This is a genomic window from Nioella sp. MMSF_3534 (assembly GCF_030732985.1).
GTDB lineage: Bacteria > Pseudomonadota > Alphaproteobacteria > Rhodobacterales > Rhodobacteraceae > Nioella.
The window spans coordinates 168,864-189,968 of sequence record NZ_JASHJX010000001.1; the positions used below are offsets into that span (position 1 = coordinate 168,864).

Below are 21,105 nucleotides of genomic sequence, written 5' to 3' on the forward strand. Positions count from 1 at the left end.
GGGGCACCCTGACCGAAAACCGGAGGCCCGGCAATGGATGACGCGCTGATCAATGACCCCCATGGCGGCATGCCCCGCCTGCTGGAAATCATGCGCCGGTTGCGCGACCCCGATACAGGCTGTCCCTGGGATATCGAGCAGGATTTCGCCACCATCGCGCCCTACACGATCGAAGAGGCCTATGAGGTCGCCGACGCCATCGAACGCGAGTCCTGGGGCGAGCTGAAGGGCGAGTTGGGCGACCTGTTGTTCCAATCTGTCTTTCACGCGCAAATGGCGGAAGAGAAAGGGTTATTTTCGTTTCAGGACGTGGCCGACACGATGTCGGACAAGATGGTTGCCCGCCATCCGCATGTGTTTGGCGACCAGCCGCGGGAGAAATCGGCGGAACAGCAGACGCAGGATTGGGAAACGATCAAGGCGGCGGAACGGGCGGCGAAAGCGCGGGGCGGTGTGCTGGATGACGTGGCGATCGGGCTGCCTGCCCTGATGCGCGCCGAGAAGCTGCAAAAACGTGCCGCAAGGGTCGGGTTCGACTGGCCGCATATCGGGCATGTGGTTGACAAGATTGCCGAAGAAGCCCGCGAACTGGCAGAAGCGCGGGAGGCATTGCCGCAGGAGAAGATCGCCGAGGAAATGGGTGATCTGCTCTTTGTCATGGCCAATCTGGCGCGGCATCTGAAGGTCGATCCGGAGACCGCCCTGCGCAATGCGAACGCGAAGTTCGTGCGGCGCTTTCACTTCATCGAACGGGAGCTGGAGGCGCGGGGAACGCAGCCCTCGGAGAGCGATCTGGAGGAGATGGACGCGCTGTGGGACGCGGCGAAGGCGGCGGGGCTTTGACCCCGATTCGGCCCGTCGCCATGCGTGCACCCCCCGTACACCCCCTGTACACCCCCCGTGCAGACGAAACGGCGATTTCGCCGCCTGCCGGCGTCGACCGGAGAGCGGCCCTCCTCAACCCCCCGCTTGCGCGGGAGGCCTCGTCGGCCCGCGTTGCCACGGACCTGTGGGAAGGGGGATTTGCAGCGAGGACGACTGTCCGTGTGGCGGGGACAGGATGCCTCCGGCGGAGGTATTTTTGCCAAGATGAAAGAGGTCAGGCTTTGAGCCGTCTCAGCGTGGTTTCCATCGCGTCGAGGAAGCGGCTGCGGTCGGTCTTCGAGAAGGGTTTCTGACCGCCGATCCCCTGACCATCGAGACCCGCGCGCAGATCGGCCATGATGGCGCGGGTGGCGATCTGGCTGCCGATGCTGTCCTTGGTGAAGGCACGGCCCTTTGGGTCCATCACCTCTGCCCCGGCTTTCAGGCAGCGTTCGGCCAGCAGGATATCGGCGGTGATCACCAGGTGGCCGGGGCCAGCCGTTTCAGCGATGGCATCGTCGGCGGCGTCGAACCCGTCCGCGACGGTGAACTGTTTGATCAGCGGATGATCCGGCAGGCGCAGGCCCTGATTGGCGATGAAGACAATGACCTGCCCGTGGCGCAGCGCCACGCGAATGGCCTCCTGCTTGACCGGGCAGGCATCGGCATCGACGAGGATCATTCCGCGGCCAGCGCGCGGAGCGCATCGGTGAGCAGTGTCGCTTCACTGCCAAGCCCCAGGAAGTTGACGCCTTGCGCCACCGCCGTCGCACGCGCCTCGGGCGTGCCGAGAATTATGCCCGCGGCCTTGCCCGCCGCGCGGATGCGCGGGATGGCCGCCGCAATGGCCGCCTGCACATCTGGATGGCCGGGATCGTCGCGGTGGCCCATATCGGCGGCGAGATCGGCGGGGCCGATGAAGACGCCGTCAACGCCCTCAACAGCGGCGATCCGGTCAAGATCGACCAGCGCGGCGCGGCTTTCGGCCTGCACCAGAATGCAGATCTCGTCATTGGCATTGGTGGTGTAATCGGCAATCGCGTTGAAGCCGGTGGCACGGGCGACGAGCGCGCCCTGCCCGCGCAAACCCTGAGGCGGGTAGCGGCAGGCGCGGACCACGGCGGCGGCTTCCTCGGCGCTGTCGACCATGGGCACCAGCAGCGTCTGCACCCCCAGATCGAGCGCCTGTTTGATCACCCAGTCCTCGGCCACCGGCACCCGGACCACCGCCTGCGCGGGTGTTGCCGCCAGCGCCATCAGCTGCGCGCGGATCGCGGTCGGGTCCCAGGGCCCGTGTTCACCGTCAATGAGGCACCAGTCGAAACCGCTGTTCCCGGCCAGCTCTGCCACCAGCGGCGAGCCGAGGTTCAGCCAGATCCCCTTGCAAAGCCGCCCGGCGGCGAGATCCGATTTCAACCTGTTCCTGGGGGCGGGCATGGGCATGGTCCTTGGTCTGAAAGGCTGTATGCGGCGAACCTGTAGGAAAAACACCCGATTTGAAAGCCGGTTTCAGCCGCTTTGCCTTTTCTGACAAAAAATATCGGTTGGCAGGCTGAAAGGGTCCATTTCGGCCCTTTTCAATTTGCGGAACCCGTCATAACCTGCCCTCACAAGAATAATTTGTCCAATAGGGAGACAATCATGAAGAAGCTTCTGCTGGCCTCTGCGGCCACCGCAGTTCTTGCTGGTGCGGCCGCTGCCGACGAAATCAGCATCGGCGTCATCCTTGGCTTCACCGGCCCAATCGAATCGCTGACCCCCAACATGGCGGCCGGCGCGGAACTGGCGATGGCCGAAGTGAACGCCGCGGGCGGTATCATGGATGGCAGCACCTTCGTGTCGGTGCGCGCGGACTCCACCTGTATCGACTCCGCCGCCGCGCAGGCCGCTGCCGAACGTCTGATCACCGCCGATGGCGTGTCGGGCATCGTCGGCGCGGACTGTTCCGGTGTGACCACCTCGATCCTGTCGAACGTGGCCCTGGCCAATGGCATGGTGATGATTTCGCCCTCCGCCACCTCTCCGGCGCTGTCTGCCGTGGAAGACAACGGGTTGTTCTTCCGCACCGCCCCCTCTGACGCGCGTCAGGGTGTGGTGATGGCCGAAGTGCTGATGGATCGCGGCATCGACGAGGTCGCCGTGACCTATACCAACAACGACTATGGCCTGGGCCTGGCGGACAGCTTTGCCGCTGCCTTTGCCGAAGCCGGGGGCACCGTGACCCTCGTGGCCGCCCATGAAGATGGCCGCGCGGACTATGCCGCGGAAGTCGGCGCACTGGCATCTGCCGGTGGGGCTGCGCTGGTCGTGGCGGGCTATGTGGACCAGGGTGGCTCCGGCATCATCCAGGCGGCGCTCGATTCCGGTGCGTTTGACACCTTCGTGTTCCCCGACGGGATGGTCAGCCAGGCGCTGGTCGACAATTTCGGGTCCGACATCGACGGGTCCTTCGGCCAGCATCCGGGCACCGACTCGGACGGCGCGGCGATCTTCCAGGGCATGGCCTCGGAAGCGGGCTTTGACGGCACCTCGCCCTTCGCGGCCGAAAGCTATGACGCGGCTGCGCTGATGATGATGGCGATGGCGGCGGCGGGCTCTTCCGCGCCGGGCGACTATGCCGGTCACATCATGGATATCGCCAACGCCCCCGGTGAAGTCATCCAGCCGGGTGAACTGGGGCGCGCGCTGGAGATCATCGCCGCTGGCGGTGACGTGGACTATGAAGGCGCGACCGCGGTGGAACTGATCGGACCCGGTGAATCGGCAGGCAACTACCGTGAAATCGAGATCCAGGGTGGTGAGATCGTCACCGCGCAGTATCGCTGATCCGATCGCGATTGCATGACACAGAACAGCCCGGTCATCGCCGGGCTGTTCGTTTAAGACATTGGGGAAAGTGAGCCTTCACGCATGATCACCGTTCATGACCTGCACAAGCATTTCGGCGGCTTCCATGCCGTGGACGGGGCCAGCCTGTCCATCGCGCCGGGCTCCATCACCGGGCTGATCGGCCCCAACGGTGCGGGCAAGACCACGCTCTTTAACGTGATCGCGGGGGTGCTGGAGCCCACATCGGGCCGGGTGGAAATGGATGGTGAAGATATCACCGGCCTCGCCCCGCATGAGCTGTTTCACAAGGGGCTCTTGCGCACCTTCCAGATCGCCCATGAATTCAGTTCGATGACCTGCCGGGAAAACCTCATGATGGTTCCGGGCGGGCAGTCGGGGGAAAGCCTGTGGAACACCTGGTTCGGGCGCAAGCGGATCGCGGAGGAGGAACGCGCCCTGCGGGCCAAGGCCGACGAAGTGCTTGAATTCCTGACGATTTCCCATATCGCCGACCTGAAAGCGGGCGAGGTGTCCGGCGGGCAGAAGAAACTGCTGGAACTGGGCCGCACGATGATGGTCGACGCCAAGATCGTCTTCCTGGACGAGGTCGGCGCGGGCGTGAACCGGACGCTGCTTTACACCATCGCCGACGCCATCAAACGGCTGAACGAGGAACGCGGCTATACCTTCGTCGTCATCGAGCACGACATGGATTTCATCGGCAAGATCTGCAACCCGGTCATCTGCATGGCCGAGGGCAAGGTGCTGGCGGAAGGCACATTGGATGAGATCAAGGCCAATGAGCAGGTGATCGAGGCTTACTTGGGCACCGGCCTGAAGAACAAGGACAAGGTAGAGGCATGAGTATCATCAGAGGGCTAGTTGCCATCGCTGCCGGAATCTCGTTGCCCCATTTAACCGAGGCTCAGACAATTCCTTTCCATTGTGAGTTTCTCATAGCCTGTGAAGGTAGCGACGGATGTCAGAGAATCCGATTTTCGATGGAGTATTCTTCGCAGACGCAGACAGCCGTTCCATTCGACCACATGGCATATGACCACGATGAGGTTGTCCATGCGATTGAAGGAGAAGATCAACATGGCAACGGTGTGATGACCTTCTATTCTATCCTGCCGAATGGTGTCGGAGATTTCACAACGGTGCTTGAGGGCGGAGACGCTGTTTATAGCCGACATACATATGTGGGCGGAGAAATACATGCATCCCAGAACAATGGGCGCTGCGGATATGAGGGATGGCGATGACCCAAAACCCCTATCAGGACGATCGCGGTAACAAGGACCGCTCGATTGGCAATCCCGACGGGATCGGCACGCTGACCCCGGCAGAAGGGCTCGGCACAAAAACCAGCCCGGCGGCGGGACAGCCCTTCCTCATTGGCGAGAACATGACCGGCGGCTATGGCAAGGGCGCGGATATTCTGCATGACTGCACGATTGCCGTGGAAAAGGGTGAGATCGCCGTCATCGTCGGCCCCAACGGCGCGGGCAAATCCACCGGCATGAAGGCCGTTTTCGGGATGCTGAACCTGCGCCAGGGCCGCGTGGTGCTGGATGGCGAGGATATCACCAAGCTGACACCGCAGGCCCGCGTGGCCAAGGGGATGGGCTTCGTGCCCCAGACCTCGAACATCTTCACCTCGATGACCGTCGAGGAAAACCTTGAAATGGGCGCCTTCATCCGCACCGACGATTTCCGGGGCACGATGGAGCAGGTCTATGACCTCTTCCCGATCCTGAAGGAAAAGCGCCTGCAACCGGCGGGCGAGCTTTCGGGCGGTCAGCGACAGCAGGTGGCCGTGGGCCGGGCGCTGATGACGAAGCCGAAGCTGTTGATGCTGGATGAACCGACGGCGGGCGTGTCCCCGATCGTCATGGATGAACTATTTGACCGGATTATCGAGGTCGCGCGCACCGGGATTTCCATCTTGATGGTGGAACAGAACGCCCGGCAAGCGCTTGAAATTGCAGATAAAGGCTATGTGCTCGTTCAGGGCCGAAACGCCTATACTGATACCGGCAAGGCACTTTTGGCCGACCCGGAAGTTCGCAAATCATTTCTCGGAGGTTAATCATGAAATACGCTTTGACTGCGGCCACCCTGGCCACCCTTCTCGCGACCCCCGCGCTGGCGCAGGACCGCACCTTTCAATGCACGATGAACGAGGCCTGCCGGCAAAATGGCGGCGGCTGCGTGGCGGAGGACATCCCCTACAACTTCACCCTCAACGCCACCACCGGCGTGGGCGAGATGGAGCAGCGCGAAGGCAATTTCTTCGACGGCACCGTCTATGAAAGCGACGGCGCGATGCATTTCTTCTTCTCGAATTCGGCGGGGGTCGAACTGGGCACCATCACCGACGCGGGCCGGATCATCTATACCGGCAACATGGCGCTTGGCGACAACCTGATCCACTACCGGCTGAACGGCACCTGCCAAGAGACGACCGGTACCGCGGGTGGCGACGGTAAGTGACACGGATCGGGGGCATTATCGGGGGGCTGGCGCTGGCAACGGCGCAGGGCGGCGCGGTCGCGGCGCAGGAAGGTGGATTGTTCTGCCTGTTCACCACGCAATGCGGCGCTGGTGACTGCACGCCCGAAACCTTCACCCTGGAAGTGGCCCCGATCGACCACGAGGAAGGGCTCTGGTTCAGCTATGACGGGATCAGCGCACCGGTGCGCGACGTGACCCCGGAAGATGCCATGACCCGCACCTTCATCACCCTTGGACATGCCGACCGCGAGGCGCTGACCGTCTTCGACACCGGCGAGGCCATTCATATCCGCCAATATTATCAGCCCGGCCATGGCCCGCGTCAGCAGACCGCTTACGGACAATGTGAGGTTCAATAGATGATGATCCGCCGTGGCCTTGCAGCCGCCCTGCCTTTCCTGATCCCGCTGCCCGCCATGGCGCAGCATGTCGCCATCGAGCGCGTCTGCAACATGGCGGTGATCTGCATCGAGTCGAACCCGTGCCAGGACTGGGGGCAGGAGATCCACATCACCGAGCAGGAAGATGGCAGTTGGCGGGTTCTGTGGGAGGAAGACCTGCCCTCGGATTACGAACTGGCCGCCGATATCCTCGCGCCGGAAGGATCGCTGGAACCCACCCGCCTGCGCAGTCTGATCTTCGCCAATCACGAAACGCAGGCGGTCCAGATGGTCAGCATCGCCGATAGCGGCCATGTGGTCGTGACCCTGCACCAGCCTCAGGCGCGGCCCCGCTCGGTCACGGGCTTTGGCCTGTGCGAAGACGTGGACAGCGCGGAGGCGGCTGAGTGAGGCATCTGCCGCTCATATCCCTGTGCCTTCTGGCGGCAGCCCCGGCCATGGCCGAAACCGGCTATAGCTGCGCTTTCACCGTGGCCTGCGAGGCCGCGGGGGACTGCGTGCCAGCCGCGATAGAGATCGAGATCGGGGTCTCCGAAGAGGGCGCGATGGCCTTTCTGGAGGCCGATGCCGACGCCCTGCCCGCCCTGAGCCTGTCGGAGGCGGACAGCTCTCCGTTTACAATCGCCACCACCGCGCCCGGCGCGGAAAGCGACCTGATCACCATCCATGCCGATGGCACTGCCCTGCGCAGCCGTCACCCGGCCAACCCCGGCAGCCCCGCCATCACCTATTTCGGCATCTGCGAGGAGACATGACTTGGACTTCCTGAACGCCATTGTCGTCCTGGCCAATTTCGTCATCGTACCAGCCACCGCCTATGGCGCGCAGCTGGCGCTTGGCGCGCTTGGCGTGACGCTTATTTACGGGATCCTCAGGTTCTCGAACTTCGCCCATGGCGACACGATGGCCTTCGGGGCCATGGTGACGATCCTTGTGACCTGGGCCTTGCAGGGCGCGGGCGTCTCTCTCGGGCCGCTGCCCACGGCGCTGCTGGCGCTGCCCATTGGCATCGCAGCCACGTCCCTGCTGCTGATTGGCACCGACAAGGTGGTCTACAAGTTCTATCGCCAGCAGAAGGCCAAGCCGGTGATCTACGTGATCGCCTCGCTCGGGGTCATGTTCATCATGAACGGGCTGGTGCGCTTCATCATCGGGGTGGATGACCAGCGCTTTGCCGATGGCGAGCGGTTCATCATCTCGGCCCGCAACTTCCGCACCCTGACGGGTCTCGACGAGGGTCTGGCCATCCGCACCAGCCAGGGGATCACCGTCGTGGTGGCGCTGATCTGCGTGATCCTGCTGTTCTGGTTCCTCAACAAGACCCGTACCGGCAAATCCATGCGCGCCTTTTCCGACAATGAGGATCTGGCGCTGCTGTCGGGCATCAACCCCGAAAAGGTGGTGCTGGTGACATGGATCATCGTCGCCGCTCTGGCGACCACGGCGGGGGTGCTTTACGGGCTCGACAAAAGCTTCAAGCCCTTCACCTATTTCCAGCTGCTGCTGCCGATCTTTGCGTCTGCCATCGTCGGCGGGCTTGGCAACCCGCTTGGCGCCATCGCGGGCGGCTTCGTGATCGCCTTTTCCGAGATCACCGTGACCTATGCCTTCCGCCGCGTCGTCAACCACCTGGTGCCGGAAAGCTGGGAGCCGGAGGGGCTGCTGCAACTGCTGTCCACCGACTATAAATTCGCTGTCAGCTTCGCGATCCTGCTGATTGTGCTGCTGTTCAAGCCCACGGGCCTCTTCAAGGGGAAATCGATATGACGCAGATCAACACCAAGAATATCCTGCTGTTCGGTCTGGTGGCGCTGCTGTTCATCGGGACCGGGTTCATGCAGTCGTGGAACACCACGCTGACGATCCTCAACATGGGGCTGATTTCGGCCATCATGGCGCTTGGGGTGAACATGCAATGGGGCTACGCGGGGCTCTTTAACGTCGGTATCCTGGGCTTCACCGCGCTTGGCGGGCTGGCCGCCGTGCTGGTGTCGATGCCCCCGGTGCCAGAGGCCTGGTCGGCGGGCGGGCCGCGCATCCTGCTGGCACTGGCCGCCGGGGCCGCGTCGATCGTTGCCGCCGTGATGATCTACAAGAAGATGCCAGCGGGGCTGTTGCGCGTGGTGGTGATGCTGGCGGTGCTGATCGGGGGCTTCATGATCTACCGCGCCATTTTCGACCCCGCGCGTGACGCCATCGAGGCGGTCGATCCGGCCCTGACCGGCTATCTGGGCGGGCTTGGCCTGCCGGTGATCCTGGCCTGGCCCGTGGGCGGGCTGTTCGCGGCGGGGGCGGCCTGGATCGTGGGCAAGACCGCGCTTGGTCTGCGGTCGGACTACCTGGCGATTGCGACGCTCGGGATTGCCGAGATCATCCTTGCGGTTCTGAAGAACGAGGACTGGCTGGCGCGTGGCGTCAAGAACGTGACCGGCCTGCCCCGGCCGGTGCCCTACGAGGTCGAATTGCAGGCCGCCGATTGGTTCCTGTCGCTGACCGACCGCTTCGGGGCCGACCCGGTGACCGCGTCTTCCGTGGTGGTGAAGCTCTGCTACGCGGGGCTCTTTGCCGCCGTGCTGCTGCTGCTCATCTGGATGTCGGAAATGGCGCTGAAATCGCCCTGGGGCCGGATGATGCGCGCGATCCGCGACAATGAGGTGTCGTCCGAGGCCATGGGCAAGGACGTGACCAAGCGGCATCTGCAGATCTTCATCATCGGTTCTGCCGTCTGTGGCGTGGCCGGTGCGATGATGACCACGCTGGATGGCCAGCTGGTGCCCGGCACCTATAACCCGCTGCGCTTCACCTTCCTCATTTGGTTGATGGTGATCGTGGGCGGATCGGGGAACAACTGGGGTGCGGTTCTGGGCGGCTTCCTGATCTGGTGGCTGTGGATCATGGTGGAACCCATTGGCCTGTGGATGATGCAGACGGTCACTATGGGCATGGCGGAAGATAGCGGGCTGCGTCAGCACCTGATCGACTCTGCCGCGCATATGCGGTTGCTGACCATGGGGCTGTTCCTGCTGCTGATGCTGCGCTTCAACCCGAGGGGGTTGATTCCCGAACGCTGATGCCGGGCGGTGGAAGGGCCTTCAAAGGCCCTTTCAAGGCGCTTCGAAGCGCCTTCCCCGCGCCTGTGGTCAGGGCAGGTGCAGCCAGTCGGCCACACCGCCCGGCAGATGCGGACGGAAATAGACGATGGCACGGCCCTCAGGCGGGGCCTCCGCCCCCTCCCGCCACGGGGCGACCCCGTGCAGGACCAGCCGGTGCAGCAGCGTCGCCTCACCGGGGCGGGCAGGCAGTTCGATGCGCTCGCAGGTCTCGAACACCTCTCGGCGCGCGGCGTGATAGGCGTCTGTCAGGTCCACGTCCGGCCACTCCTCCTCAGGGTGCCGCGCGAACACCGCTTCCAACCGGGCGCGCATGACCTCATGGCTTCCCTTCCAAACCACCAGCGGCGCGGCCCCTGCCCCGCAATCGGTCACGGGCAGGCCGAGGATCCAGCCATGGGGCTCTTTCAACATCCGGCGACGATCCGGCCCCACCGGCAAGAGCCCGTCAAGATGCGCCGCATCGCGGGTCTTGCGGTAGCGGTGATTGGCGTCGCTTTCGCCTGCATCCTGCCGAGGATAGCCGGGATAGGTGACCGAGACCTGCCCCTTGTCCAGAGGTAGTACCCCGCTCATGGCCTGAGCCGCCCTCAACGCCGCGCCCCCAAGGGCCGCTCCCCCGGCCACACGTCCGTCCCCATCATTGTCCAGCACGTTCACACCGGCAAACCACGTGCCACCATGGCGCAGCCAATCGGCCCGACGCCCCGGATCGGATGCCGCCGCCAGCGCCGCCGGCCCTGCGGTCTTCAGCCACTCCAACACCTCCGGGTCGGGCCCGAAGACCTGATACCCGTCGGCAAGCCAGCTCAAAACCCAAGCGCCTTGCGCAGCATGTTCACCGCCATGATCATGATGAACACCGCAAAGACCCGCTTCAGCGGCTTGGGGTCCATTGCGTGGGCCAGCTTCACCCCCCAGGGCGTGGTGATCATCGTCATCGCCACGATCACGACGAAGGCAATCAGGTTGACCTGACCGACCGTGTAGGGCGGGCGCCCCTCGGTGCCGCCGCCGATGAACAGAAAGCCCAGAACCGAGGGCACCGCGATGATCACGCCAAAACCGGCCGCCGTTGCCACCGCCCGGTGAATCGGCCGCCCGTAAAGCGTCATCAGCGGCACGCCGAAGCTGCCCCCGCCGATCCCCATCAGGACCGACAGAAAGCCAAGCGCAGGCGAAACCACGGCCCGCGCAGCACCGCCGGGCATCTCATCCCCAAGCCGCCAATCGGGCTTGCCAAACGCCAGGTAGAGCCCGACGCACAGCCCCAGCACCCCGAAGATGCCCATCAGCACCTCGTTCCTGAGGCCGGACGCCGCAGCAACCCCAAGCGCCGCGCCGATGGCGATCCCCGGACCCCAGCTTTTCAGGATCTCCCAATCGACCGCGCCCTTGCGGTTATGGGCCATGACCGAACGCACAGATGTCACCACGATGGTCGCCAGAGAGGTCGCCAGACAGATCTGCATCAGCTCCGGCGTGGTGTAGCCAAGCGAAGAGAAGGCAAAGAAGAAGGCCGGGACCAGAACGATGCCGCCGCCCACGCCCAACAGCCCCGCCACGATCCCGGCAAATCCGCCGATCAGCAGGATCAGCCCCAGAAGCGGCAGGTATTGGGTGAACTCGGCCATTGCGTGTCCTTTCGCGGTTTGGCGCGACTTAAGCAGAGCGGGCGGGGAATGGGAAGCGGGCTCAGGCGGCGAACTGGCTGATGGCGTCCAGCGCGGCCTGAACAACCTCCGGCCCCGCCCCGTCCCGATGCGCCCGTTCCGACAGGATGCGTTTCCAGTGGCGCGCGCCGGGGCGGCCTGCAAACAATCCCAGCATGTGCCGGGTGATCTGGTTGAGCCGCCCGCCCGCCGCCAGATGCGCCTCGATATAGGGCAGCATCTCCTCGGCGATCTGATGGGCGGTCTTGGACGGGGTCGTGGCGCCGAAAATCCGCTGGTCGGCCTCCAGCAGCACATCGGCCGGGGTGTGATAGGCCGCGCGGCCGATCATGACCCCGTCCATGCCCTTGTCCAGATGCTCTTCGGCCTCGTCCAGCGTGGTGATGCCGCCATTGATCGACAGGTGCAGATGCGGGAAGTCCGCCTTCATCCGGTGCACCAGCGGATAGTCGAGCGGCGGGATATCGCGGTTTTCCTTGGGGCTGAGCCCCTGCAACCAGGCCTTGCGCGCGTGGATGGTGAAGCGGCTGACCCCGGCCTCGGACACGATGCGCAGGAAGTCCGGCAGCACCTGCTCCGGCACCTGATCATCCACCCCGATCCGGCATTTCACCGTGACCTCCACCGGGCTGGCCGCGATCATCGCCGCCACGCAATCCGCCACCAGCGCGGGCTGTTCCATGAGGATCGCCCCGAAGCTGCCCGACTGCACCCGATCCGAGGGACAGCCGACATTGAGGTTGATCTCATCATAGCCGTACCCCGCCGCGATCCGCGTCGCCTCGGCCAGTTGCGCGGGGAAGGAGCCGCCAAGCTGAAGCGCGACGGGATGTTCCGGCGTGCTGAACCCCAGCAACCGATCCCGGTCCCCGTGGATCACCGCAGGGGCCGTGACCATCTCGGTATAGAGCAACGCATGAGACGACATCAGCCGGTGGACACACCGGCAATGGCGATCCGTCCAATCCATCATCGGGGCAACGGACAGGCGTGCGGCCTCGGTGGCTGCGTTTGAAGCCATTCAACGATCTCCTTGGTTCCGCCAGCACTTAGGATGGAACAATGGTGCACACCATACGCACACATGAGACATGCCGCCACCCTGCCCCGTAAAAGGACAGGCATTCGGCAGCTCTTGGACGGGTCAGGCTCCTATCCCACGTGTGACGACCGCACCAATCGTGTTTCAAACTTGGGTGATCCTCGTCGCCGACGGTCAAGGGAGCGGACGGTCATTGAATCTTGCGGCGAATACCGACACCCAGGAAGTCTTTAGTCGACGAGCCATTCTACGTTTCTCCGCGGATGTTTCTTGGGCGTTATTCTTGTAGGAACAGGTTGGCCATCAGCATGGAATTCTGGATCGAGTTGTTTTTCGCAAGCGCCTCAGAGCTACGTGGCTATCGCGCATGAAACAACTCACAGTCCCCTGCTCCCGCCAATTGCACAAACCCCTTGTCTGTCATGGCATATGTGCCTCCCACCAACACGCCTATGGCTTGGTCCGCATCCAATAAGCAGGCGTGCATCACGAAGGTCATCCCCTCCTGCACGGGTTCCTTGTTTGTGCGCGTGATCCCGAATGGTTCCAGCCAGGTTGGCGGGTACCCGATGCCAACGCTGTAGCCGAACCGCATCGCGAATGTATCCGGCAACCCTTCGGCGCGAAGAATGTCGAGGGCGGGGGCTTCGATCTCGGCGGCGGACATGCCAGGGCGTGCATGTGTCAGCCCGGCCAAAAGGCATCGGCGCGCGATATCATAGTACCAACTTGCCTGCGAAGAGGGTTCACCGACAGACAGGGTCTGTATGCCCACTGCGTGATACCGGTTGTGAACCGCGCCGAATTCAACATGGACAAGATCGCCGTCTTCCAGCACACGCTCGGAAGGTGTTCCATGCACATGATGGGCGCGATCGCCCGAGGCCATCTCAACGGGCACCGCCCAATAGTCCGACCCCGCCTGGCGCAATGCCGCCTCGATGTCGCTGGCAACGCGATGTTCCGTCACGCCCGCGCGCGCCGACTGACGAAAAGCCTGAAGGCCCTGTTCAGCCATCCTGCCGGCGTTCCGCATGAGGGCAATCTCCTGCGGCGTCTTGAATGCGCGCAATCTGGCTATTGGACCCGAGATGTCGTCCAGTCCTGTGCCGCATGCCGCGATGATTTCGGAGGCAAGCGCATGGTTCAGCGCCGCCGATTGGGCATCCCAGCCAAACCGCGCATTCTTGGGGAGATGCTGCGCAAGAACGTCGGCAAGCGCATCCGCGGGACTGTCAATTCCGAAGTGATAGGGCCGGATGTCCAGGCCAGCGCCGCCTTCCGGCAACATCGGGGCATCGGCCGCCCAGATAACGACGCGTGGGCGCGGCAGATGGGGCGACAGGATCAGGGCCTGAGGCGTGTTCACACCAGCAAATGAATCATGCCCGATGAAATAGAACTGCGCAGCGGGGTCGAAAAGGATAGCCGCATCCAGCTCGAGGCTTTCGACGGCGCGCAGCGCAGCGTTGATACGGTCGGTATGCATCTTTTCGCGCTAACCGGCGGGGGCCGGTTCCGACGCAAGGCCGGGACGAACGCCCAATCCCATCGATGCGTCGATGACGCTGCCATGCAGCGCCGTGGAATACCGGGAGGAAAGGAAGACGATAATGGCCGCAATTTCAGAGGGTTCGATCAGGCGTCCTTTGGGCATTCTTTCGATGTAGCGACGGCGTTCGTCATCGCCCATCCTGTCCAATGTGCTGGCGCGGAGCATCCGGGTATTGATGGCCCCCGGGCTGATCGCAAACACGTCGACGCCGTCATGCACATGCTCTGCCGCGAGGGCCCGGGTCAGGAACGCAATGGCGGATTTGCTCATGCCATCGGACAGGCGGAAGCCAGGGATCTGGGTTGTGCCGCCGCCGACCGAACTGAGATTGATGATCTTGCACGGGGCGTCGATCTTTCGGGCAGCACGCTCGCCAAGAAATGCCTGCACCATGCCCAGTGTCCCGTCGGCATTGATCATCAGCATCGCTCGATCCTGCTCACCCGGTGTTTCACCATAGGCCGTTACTGTTGCCGAACCGACGGCGGCGTTGTTCACAAGGATATCAACCTGCCCGAAGATATCGAATGCGTCCTTCATGCAGCGCTCGATCGAGCCGCGCTCCATGAGGTTCAGGGCAAGGGCGTGCACGTCTCCGTCGATGCTGTCAGCAAAGGACCGGGCATCTTCCGGCGCTTCGAAACCATCGGCATATGTCAGAATGACGCGAATGCCGTGGGCCGCCATTGTCTTGACCGTCTCACGCCCGACACCGCCCAGTCCGCCACTCACCAGCGCAACCTTTCCAACCAGGGACGGGTCGTGAACGACAGCTCGCAAATCATCGGTCGCGGCTACTCTGTTCATTCCGGGGTTCCTCCTTGCAAGACGGTCGCATAGTCGGCGGCGTCGATGTTACGACCACTGAGAACGCACAGAATCGTACCTTTCAATGATTGGTCATGGATTGCTGCGGCAAGTGCGGTTGCCGCAGCGCCTTCTGTCACGATCTTTGCCTCGTCAAACAGAAGCCGCATCGCAGCGACGGTCTGATCCAGCGAAACCACGCTTGCGCGATGCACCATTTGTCGCGTGGCGGTCCAGACCCCTTCGATGACAGTCGGGCCGCCGATCGCCTTGACGAAAGAGCGCTGCATTTCGACCTCCACCGGATGCCCGGCTGCCAGGGCAGCGGTGACGGGTGTGGCGACCGACGCCTCTACCGCGACGACCTCTGCCTTATGTCCCAGACGGTGCAGCGCGCTGGCGGTGCCGGTGGTCAGCCCTCCAGCGCCGTAGGGCGTCAGCACCACGTCCACCTCGGGCAGTTGCCGCGCGATCTCAAGCCCGATCGAGGCGTGCCCGTTGATGACCGCCTGATCGGTCACCGGATAGATGAAGTCCTCAGCCGTGTCCGGAACATCGTGGCCAAGCGCATAGGACCAATAGACCTCGTCGCTTACGACGCGAACCTCGCCACCATTCGCGCGGACGCCGGCGATCTTGGACTTCGGAGCATGGCCATACATGTAGGCGGCCATAGGCACTTCGGCGATGCGGGCGGCAATCGCGATTGCATAGGCCATGTTGCCGGAACTGACTGTGCAGACGCCGCCCGCGATCTGTTCGCGCGGTCGCGACAGAACCGCATTCAGCGCACCGCGAAGCTTGAACGCACCGGCAAGGTTGCGGCCCTCATCCTTTACGAAAATCCGCTTTCCCGGAAGGTTGAGAGGCAGCTCCATCACCGGGCTTACATCTACATGCGGTGCGATCCGCTTTGCGGCAGTCTCTATATCAGCCAGGCTCGGGATACGGACGGATGATCGGTTTTCCTTTTCCGTCGTCATTTCGACCTAACAAAGTAAGGTACGTCGAGTTCTGCCGGCGAAAGGCTGGAGTGTTCCCGAAGAAGGCGGACGGCCTTATCCACATCACGCGACAACGCCGCGTCCATCAGGCCGGTATGCTCCTCGATGGACATCCGCTTTTCCAGCTCTTCGATGGCCCGCAGCGCCTCGCTGTCACCCTGACCGGCCCGGTTCGCCGACGGCAACAGCACAAAAGCCTTTTGATGGCGCCGAAAGTGATCGTAGATGCGCCGATAGAAGGCCAGAAGGTGCTTTGACCCCGCAGCGCCCACCAAGGCCATGTGAAACGCGATGTGCCGCTTTTCCCATTGCTCAAGATCGGCCAGATCCGGTTGCCGCAAGTCAAGCTGACAATTGGCCAGCCTGCGATGGGCCGAGATCAGGTCGACTTCCCAATCCTCACCACCGCGTTCGATAGAGCGCCGCAAGAGCTCGACCTCGATCACCGACCGGGAAAAAACAAGGTCTTCGAAATCTTCCATGCTCAGGCGTGTGGTGTAGTAGCCGCGATTATGATGCAGCGTGACAAAGCCTTCGGCCTCAAGCCGGGCGAGTGCTTCCCGGATCGGCGTGACACCTACGTCATAGCTCGTCTTCAATGCGTCGATGCGCAGTGGGGAATCATCGGACAATCGTCCACTGAGAATGTCCTGCTTCACACGCAGATAGGCGATTTCCGATTTAGGGAGAGGTTCTGTGTTTGTCATCACGGGTCCTATCGTGCTTGGGCGACCTTGCTCAGGAACTGCTGTGTACGGGCCTCTGACGGGGCATCAATGACCGCGGCGGGTGGCCCCTGCTCGACAATCCTGCCTTTGTCAAAGAAACAAATCCGGTCAGATATATCGTGAGCAAAGTCAATCTGATGTGTGACCATTAGCATTGTATAGCTGTGCTTGACAGCGAGCGCCCGGATCACTGAGGTGACCTCTTCGATGGTTTCGGGATCGAGCGCCGAGGTGGGTTCGTCGAACACCAGGATGTCAGGCTGCATTGCCAGAGTGCGCGCAATGGCCACGCGTTGCTGCTGCCCGCCTGACAATTGTGCGGGATAATGCGCGTGCTTGTCGCTCATCCCCACCATCTCCAGCAACTCTTGCGCGCGCTTGCGCGCCTCGTCTCGCTTGACCCCCAATGCCAGCACCGGCGGTTCGGCACAGTTCTGCAATACAGTCAGGTGCGGAAACAGGTTGAAGCTCTGAAACACCATTCCAAGCTTCCGGCGCATCTTGCGAAGATGTCCCGTTGAGGCAGGCACCAATGTGCCATCGCGCTCCATCATGTTCAGCGGCTCGCCGTCGATGCGGATTACGCCGTCCTCGATGGACTCCAACGTCATCAGGCAGCGCAACACCGTCGTCTTACCAGACCCGGAAGGCCCGATAATCGTCACGACTTCGCCTTCGTTAATCGAAAGGTCCAGCTTGTCCAGAACGGTCAAAGCGCCATATCGCTTGGTCACCCCTTCGAAGCGAATCTTCTCATTTGGCATAGCGGTTCTCCGTAAGCATGTGTCGTTCGACAAGCCGGATCAGCAAAGCCGAGGCCAGGCTGAGGATCAGAAACAGGATCCCCACCACTGTAAGCGGTTCGGTAAATCGATAGGTTTCGGACGCGATGCGTCTGGCTGCATCCGGCATCTCCGGCACTGCGACGAAGGACAAAAGCGGCGTTTCCTTGAATGCCAGGATCAGCAGATTGCCCAGGCCCGGCACGACCGGCCCGATCGCCTGCGGAAGGATGACGTTCCGCCAGGTCCGGTAGGTCGAGTAGTTCAGTGCATGCGCCGCCTCCCATTGGCCCTTGGGAACCGCCTGCAATCCCCCGCGCATGATCTCTGCCGCAGGTGCCGCGTTGTAGATCCCCATGGCAAGCACGCCGGTCCAGAACGGGGCGAGGTAGATGTTCACTTCAGGCAGCAGGAAGAAAAGGAAGAAGATGACCACCAATAACGGCATCCCCCGCATGAACTCGATGAATTCACCCGCGGCGAAGGAGATGATCCGGCTCCGAGAGCGCCGCGCCAGCATCAGGACCAGTCCCAGCACAAGCGTCAGGATGAATGACAGGAAGGTGACCTCCACCGTGACCCAAAGACCCGGCAGGATGCGAGGCAGAACGGTGTCGAATGTGAAATCCCAACGCCAATCCATTAATCTGCTCCCAAGTGACGGTTGAAGAACTGCTCGATCCGCACACCTGAGAAACGGACGACCTGAGCAAGGCAGAAGTAGATAAGTGCGAGGACCGAGAAGATTTCGACGGTGCGATAGGTCATTTGGTTCTGCCGCACTCCGGCAGCCGTCAGATCGACGAGCGTCACTGCCGAAACCAGCGCCGTTCCTTTGAGCAGCTCGATTGTCATGTTCGTCATTGCCGGCACCGCGATCACCAGCGCCTGCGGCAGAATGATGCGGGTGTATTTGTGCCAAACAGGGTAATTAAGTGTGGTGCAGGCCTCATACTGGCCTTTTGGAACGGCTTGAACCGCACCGCGCACGATCTCGGCACCATAGGCGCCAGCATTCAGGCTGATCCCCAGAAGCGCCGCCGTATAGGCCGACATTGTCAGCCCAAATTCGGGCAGGACGAAATACAGCCAGAACAGGATCACCAGCAGGCTCACGCCGCGGAACACCTCGATATAGATCGCCGATGCCCACCTTACCGGGCCAATTGGCGCCAAGCGGCCCAGGCCGGCAACGACGGAAATGAGATAGGCCAGCAGAACCGAAGGAACGGCCACCTTGATCGTTACGGTTAGCCCATTCAGCAGAGCCGGTAGAAACTCGGCAACCGACGAAAACACCGCGAAGTAGAGCCCAACCAGAAAGGCGATTGGAACCAGAACAACTATTGGACTGCGTTGCATCAAGAGGCTCGCTTCTGGTTGAGGAGTGCCCCGGTCGGACGATCAATCGATCCGACCGGGGCTGGAAATCACCCGCCGCAAAGCTCGGAAACACTCAGCACGGGGGCTTCATCCGCCGTCATGCCGTGAGTTTCGTTTATTGCGACGTATTCCGCGCTGCCGATGAAGTCGTTCATAGCAATGTTGAGCCGATCCACGAATGCCTGGTCCTCCTGTCGGAAAGCGAAGGCACCGTGATCCACGGCCGATCTTCCACCGATCTCCGCAAAGGGTTCGACCATCTCGAAATCGTTGCCGGGTTGGTTGACGATGATTTGGCGTGCACTCGGCGCGTCGGCACCGAAAGCATCCGCGCGACCGGCCCGCACGGCGGCCAGAGCGGTTGGCGCATCGGGGTATTCCTGGACATTATCGCGAGAGATACCCATTTCGAGTGCGGCGGCCACCTGCGCAGTCCCCGCAACGGCAGCGAGCGTCGCCCCTTGTTCGAGAATGTCTTCGTAGCTGGTAATGCCGTTCGGGTTTCCTGCAGGCACGACCAGAGAGGCGCGGATGCCGAAGGTCGGCTCGGAAAACGCAACCTCCGCGCAACGCGCGGGTGTCACGAACATGCCGGCCGCAACAACGTCATATCGACCTGCCCTCAGTCCGGGGATCAGCGCGCCCCAATCCGTTGCGACTGCTTCTGCGACTTCGATGCCCATCTGGCCCAGAACCGCTTCGAGGATTTCCACGTCCGTTCCGATTACTTCGCCACCGTCATCCACATAGGCAAACGGGGCATAGTTGAAATACGCCACGCGCACACCTTCACTTGCGGCGGTTTCGTCCAGTGTCTGCGCCACGACCGGTGTCGCCAGAAGCAGTCCAACGACTGCCGCGAGGCCACGGGCAGTGGTAGATATCTTGAATTGCTGAACCATCTTGGTCTCCCTGTGTTTTCAACCCGGTTGGGACCTACACGAATCCCTGGGATCGATAATTTGTGATATGTATCTAAGCTAATTATATATGATTCTGTCAATCAGGTAATATGCTGACAGATCAAGTGACTGATCCTCGAACCTGAAATTCGGGCGCGCTATAGGCTTTCGTCGTCACTACATCCGCAATGACATCAATCGCCTGCGCAACATCGTCTGAGTCGATATAGAGCGGCGTAAATCCAAACCGCATGACATCCGGCGCCCTGAAATCGCCGATCACACCACGCGCTGCGAGCGCTTGCATCGCGGCAAATCCATGCTCAAACGCGAATGCGACCTGGCTACCGCGCTTGTCGGCCGATCTGGGACTGATCAGATCAAGCTGTGGGCAACGCGCCTCGATGCCTTCTATGAACTGCTCACACAAAGCCACGGAGCGTTCCCGCAGGGCTTGGAGATCCAGACCCTCCCAAACCCTGAGAGCTTCATCCAGGATCGCGAGCTGGATGATCGGAGGCGTGCCGACGCGCATACGCTCAATGCCGATCTGCGGCCTGTAGTCGAGATCAAAGTCGAATGGGGCGGCGTGACCCATCCATCCTGCCAGGATCGGCTCGATACTGTCCGCGATATCCGGGCGGGCATAGATGAATGCGGGCGCACCCGGCCCCCCATTGAGGTATTTGTATGTGCACCCCGTTGCGAACTCGGCACCGCAAGCCTCCATGTCCACCGGCAGCGCGCCCGCGGAATGCGCCAGATCCCAGATCGAAACCGCACCGGCATCATGGCTCCTCTTCGTCAGGTCCATCATGTCGTGCATCCGTCCGGTGCGGTAATCCACATGGGTCAGCATGACCGCCGCGACATCCTTATCAATGGCGTCCGCCACCTGTTCGGGCGCGACCACCCGCAGCTCGTATTCTGGTCCAAGCCGATCGAGCAGGCCGTTTGCCATGTAGAGATCGGTCGGGAAATTGCCGGTATCTGACAGCACGACTTTACGGTCAGGACGCATCTGCAATGCCGCTGAAACGGCCTGAAAGACCTTGATCGACAACGTGTCGCCGGTCATCACCGTTCCCGGCGCGGCACCAATGAGCGGTTCGATCCGCCGACCGACCTTGCCTGGCAGATTGAACCAATCCGCTTTGTTCCAGCCGCGGATCAGAAGTTCCGCCCATTCGCCAGCCATGACCTCTCGAGCGCGGTCGACGGCCGTCTTGGGCATGGGTCCAAGCGAATTTCCATCAAGATAGATCACGCCCTCCGGCAGATGAAATTGAGACTTGGTTTGCGAGAAGTCGATCATCTTGTTGTCTCCCCTTCCATTGTTGGCGGCACTCATCCGCGCGTGAATATGTCGTCGGTGATCAGCGTAAGCGGAGGTAAGCCAATTCGGTCAGGCGTAAGCCCCTGACAGCAATCGGCCGCAATTCTTGACTTCGGCCCGCAGCCCCAGTGATTTCAGCATCTGGTGTGTTGTTGCGACGGAGGCGGACAGC

General features: G+C 62.1%; 25 protein-coding genes. 11 read left to right on the forward strand and 14 right to left on the reverse strand.

Annotated elements, in window-relative coordinates:
• Window positions 1-33 precede the first annotated feature (33 nt).
• On the forward strand, window positions 34-843 hold the full coding sequence (mazG, locus tag RBB16_RS00740; RefSeq protein WP_306044290.1) for a nucleoside triphosphate pyrophosphohydrolase: 810 nt from the start codon (window positions 34-36) through the stop codon (window positions 841-843).
• 256 nt (window positions 844-1,099) lie between these two features.
• Here the strand turns inward: mazG and RBB16_RS00745 are convergent, their stop codons facing one another.
• The gene (locus tag RBB16_RS00745; RefSeq protein ID WP_306044291.1) at window positions 1,100-1,546 is read right to left on the reverse strand and encodes a YaiI/YqxD family protein; all 447 of its coding nucleotides are present in this window, start codon (window positions 1,544-1,546) and stop codon (window positions 1,100-1,102) included.
• Window positions 1,543-2,301, reverse strand: coding sequence for an HpcH/HpaI aldolase/citrate lyase family protein (locus tag RBB16_RS00750; RefSeq protein ID WP_306044292.1), 759 nt, complete (start codon window positions 2,299-2,301; stop codon window positions 1,543-1,545). Before RBB16_RS00750 ends, RBB16_RS00745 begins: the two co-directional genes overlap by 4 nt.
• Window positions 2,302-2,505: 204 nt before the next feature.
• Here RBB16_RS00750 and RBB16_RS00755 point away from each other — a divergent pair, with 204 nt between their 5' ends.
• The 10 genes from RBB16_RS00755 to RBB16_RS00800 all read left to right on the forward strand — a co-directional run bounded on the left by RBB16_RS00755 (window position 2,506) and on the right by RBB16_RS00800 (window position 9,682).
• Complete coding sequence (locus RBB16_RS00755) at window positions 2,506-3,690, forward strand: ABC transporter substrate-binding protein (RefSeq protein ID WP_071690032.1); 1,185 nt, start codon at window positions 2,506-2,508, stop codon at window positions 3,688-3,690.
• Between the two features lie 84 nt (window positions 3,691-3,774).
• On the forward strand, window positions 3,775-4,557 hold the full coding sequence (locus tag RBB16_RS00760) for an ABC transporter ATP-binding protein (protein WP_306044293.1): 783 nt from the start codon (window positions 3,775-3,777) through the stop codon (window positions 4,555-4,557).
• Window positions 4,554-4,958, forward strand: a complete 405-nt coding sequence (locus RBB16_RS00765) for a hypothetical protein (RefSeq protein WP_306044294.1) — start codon at window positions 4,554-4,556, stop codon at window positions 4,956-4,958. Before RBB16_RS00760 ends, RBB16_RS00765 begins: the two co-directional genes overlap by 4 nt.
• A complete protein-coding gene (locus tag RBB16_RS00770; protein ID WP_306044318.1) occupies window positions 4,955-5,785 on the forward strand; it encodes an ABC transporter ATP-binding protein in 831 nt (276 codons plus the stop codon). The genes RBB16_RS00765 and RBB16_RS00770 overlap by 4 nt, the downstream gene beginning before the upstream one ends.
• Window positions 5,786-5,787: 2 nt before the next feature.
• Window positions 5,788-6,189, forward strand: coding sequence for a hypothetical protein (locus RBB16_RS00775; protein WP_306044295.1), 402 nt, complete (start codon window positions 5,788-5,790; stop codon window positions 6,187-6,189).
• Window positions 6,186-6,569 (forward strand): hypothetical protein, encoded by a 384-nt coding sequence (locus RBB16_RS00780; protein ID WP_306044296.1) that lies wholly within the window; start codon window positions 6,186-6,188, stop codon window positions 6,567-6,569. The genes RBB16_RS00775 and RBB16_RS00780 overlap by 4 nt, the downstream gene beginning before the upstream one ends.
• Entirely contained in the window at window positions 6,570-7,001 is a 432-nt protein-coding gene (locus RBB16_RS00785; protein ID WP_306044297.1) for a hypothetical protein, read from the forward strand.
• Window positions 6,998-7,366 carry a hypothetical protein gene (locus RBB16_RS00790; RefSeq protein WP_306044298.1) on the forward strand — a complete coding sequence of 123 codons (369 nt, stop codon included), beginning with the start codon at window positions 6,998-7,000 and terminating at the stop codon, window positions 7,364-7,366. The genes RBB16_RS00785 and RBB16_RS00790 overlap by 4 nt, the downstream gene beginning before the upstream one ends.
• Before the next feature lies 1 nt (window position 7,367).
• Complete coding sequence (locus RBB16_RS00795) at window positions 7,368-8,378, forward strand: branched-chain amino acid ABC transporter permease (protein WP_306044299.1); 1,011 nt, start codon at window positions 7,368-7,370, stop codon at window positions 8,376-8,378.
• Window positions 8,375-9,682: a branched-chain amino acid ABC transporter permease gene (locus RBB16_RS00800; protein WP_306044300.1), complete on the forward strand. Its 1,308-nt coding sequence runs from the start codon at window positions 8,375-8,377 to the stop codon at window positions 9,680-9,682. Before RBB16_RS00795 ends, RBB16_RS00800 begins: the two co-directional genes overlap by 4 nt.
• A gap of 69 nt (window positions 9,683-9,751) precedes the next feature.
• On the opposite strand, the gene RBB16_RS00805 is transcribed toward RBB16_RS00800, so the two are convergent.
• From RBB16_RS00805 to kynU, 12 genes are all read right to left on the reverse strand, one after another.
• Window positions 9,752-10,534, reverse strand: a complete 783-nt coding sequence (locus tag RBB16_RS00805; RefSeq protein WP_306044301.1) for a hypothetical protein — start codon at window positions 10,532-10,534, stop codon at window positions 9,752-9,754.
• Window positions 10,531-11,355 carry a sulfite exporter TauE/SafE family protein gene (locus RBB16_RS00810; RefSeq protein WP_306044302.1) on the reverse strand — a complete coding sequence of 275 codons (825 nt, stop codon included), beginning with the start codon at window positions 11,353-11,355 and terminating at the stop codon, window positions 10,531-10,533. The genes RBB16_RS00805 and RBB16_RS00810 overlap by 4 nt, the downstream gene beginning before the upstream one ends.
• Before the next feature lie 61 nt (window positions 11,356-11,416).
• The gene (dusA, locus tag RBB16_RS00815) at window positions 11,417-12,415 is read right to left on the reverse strand and encodes a tRNA dihydrouridine(20/20a) synthase DusA (protein ID WP_306044303.1); all 999 of its coding nucleotides are present in this window, start codon (window positions 12,413-12,415) and stop codon (window positions 11,417-11,419) included.
• A gap of 379 nt (window positions 12,416-12,794) precedes the next feature.
• Window positions 12,795-13,925 (reverse strand): Xaa-Pro peptidase family protein, encoded by a 1,131-nt coding sequence (locus RBB16_RS00820; protein WP_306044304.1) that lies wholly within the window; start codon window positions 13,923-13,925, stop codon window positions 12,795-12,797.
• 9 nt (window positions 13,926-13,934) lie between these two features.
• Window positions 13,935-14,798: an SDR family NAD(P)-dependent oxidoreductase gene (locus tag RBB16_RS00825; RefSeq protein ID WP_306044305.1), complete on the reverse strand. Its 864-nt coding sequence runs from the start codon at window positions 14,796-14,798 to the stop codon at window positions 13,935-13,937.
• Entirely contained in the window at window positions 14,795-15,781 is a 987-nt protein-coding gene (locus RBB16_RS00830; RefSeq protein WP_306044306.1) for a threonine/serine dehydratase, read from the reverse strand. The genes RBB16_RS00825 and RBB16_RS00830 overlap by 4 nt, the downstream gene beginning before the upstream one ends.
• Window positions 15,778-16,509 (reverse strand): GntR family transcriptional regulator, encoded by a 732-nt coding sequence (locus RBB16_RS00835; protein WP_306044307.1) that lies wholly within the window; start codon window positions 16,507-16,509, stop codon window positions 15,778-15,780. Before RBB16_RS00835 ends, RBB16_RS00830 begins: the two co-directional genes overlap by 4 nt.
• Before the next feature lie 8 nt (window positions 16,510-16,517).
• Window positions 16,518-17,294: an ectoine/hydroxyectoine ABC transporter ATP-binding protein EhuA gene (gene ehuA / locus RBB16_RS00840; protein ID WP_306044308.1), complete on the reverse strand. Its 777-nt coding sequence runs from the start codon at window positions 17,292-17,294 to the stop codon at window positions 16,518-16,520.
• Window positions 17,284-17,955, reverse strand: coding sequence for an ectoine/hydroxyectoine ABC transporter permease subunit EhuD (gene ehuD / locus RBB16_RS00845; protein ID WP_306044309.1), 672 nt, complete (start codon window positions 17,953-17,955; stop codon window positions 17,284-17,286). The genes ehuA and ehuD overlap by 11 nt, the downstream gene beginning before the upstream one ends.
• The gene (ehuC, locus tag RBB16_RS00850; protein WP_306044319.1) at window positions 17,955-18,674 is read right to left on the reverse strand and encodes an ectoine/hydroxyectoine ABC transporter permease subunit EhuC; all 720 of its coding nucleotides are present in this window, start codon (window positions 18,672-18,674) and stop codon (window positions 17,955-17,957) included. Before ehuC ends, ehuD begins: the two co-directional genes overlap by 1 nt.
• A gap of 68 nt (window positions 18,675-18,742) precedes the next feature.
• Window positions 18,743-19,597: an ectoine/hydroxyectoine ABC transporter substrate-binding protein EhuB gene (ehuB, locus tag RBB16_RS00855; RefSeq protein ID WP_306044310.1), complete on the reverse strand. Its 855-nt coding sequence runs from the start codon at window positions 19,595-19,597 to the stop codon at window positions 18,743-18,745.
• A gap of 121 nt (window positions 19,598-19,718) precedes the next feature.
• Window positions 19,719-20,912 (reverse strand): kynureninase, encoded by a 1,194-nt coding sequence (gene kynU / locus RBB16_RS00860; protein ID WP_306044311.1) that lies wholly within the window; start codon window positions 20,910-20,912, stop codon window positions 19,719-19,721.
• Between the last annotated feature and the right edge of the window lie 193 nt (window positions 20,913-21,105).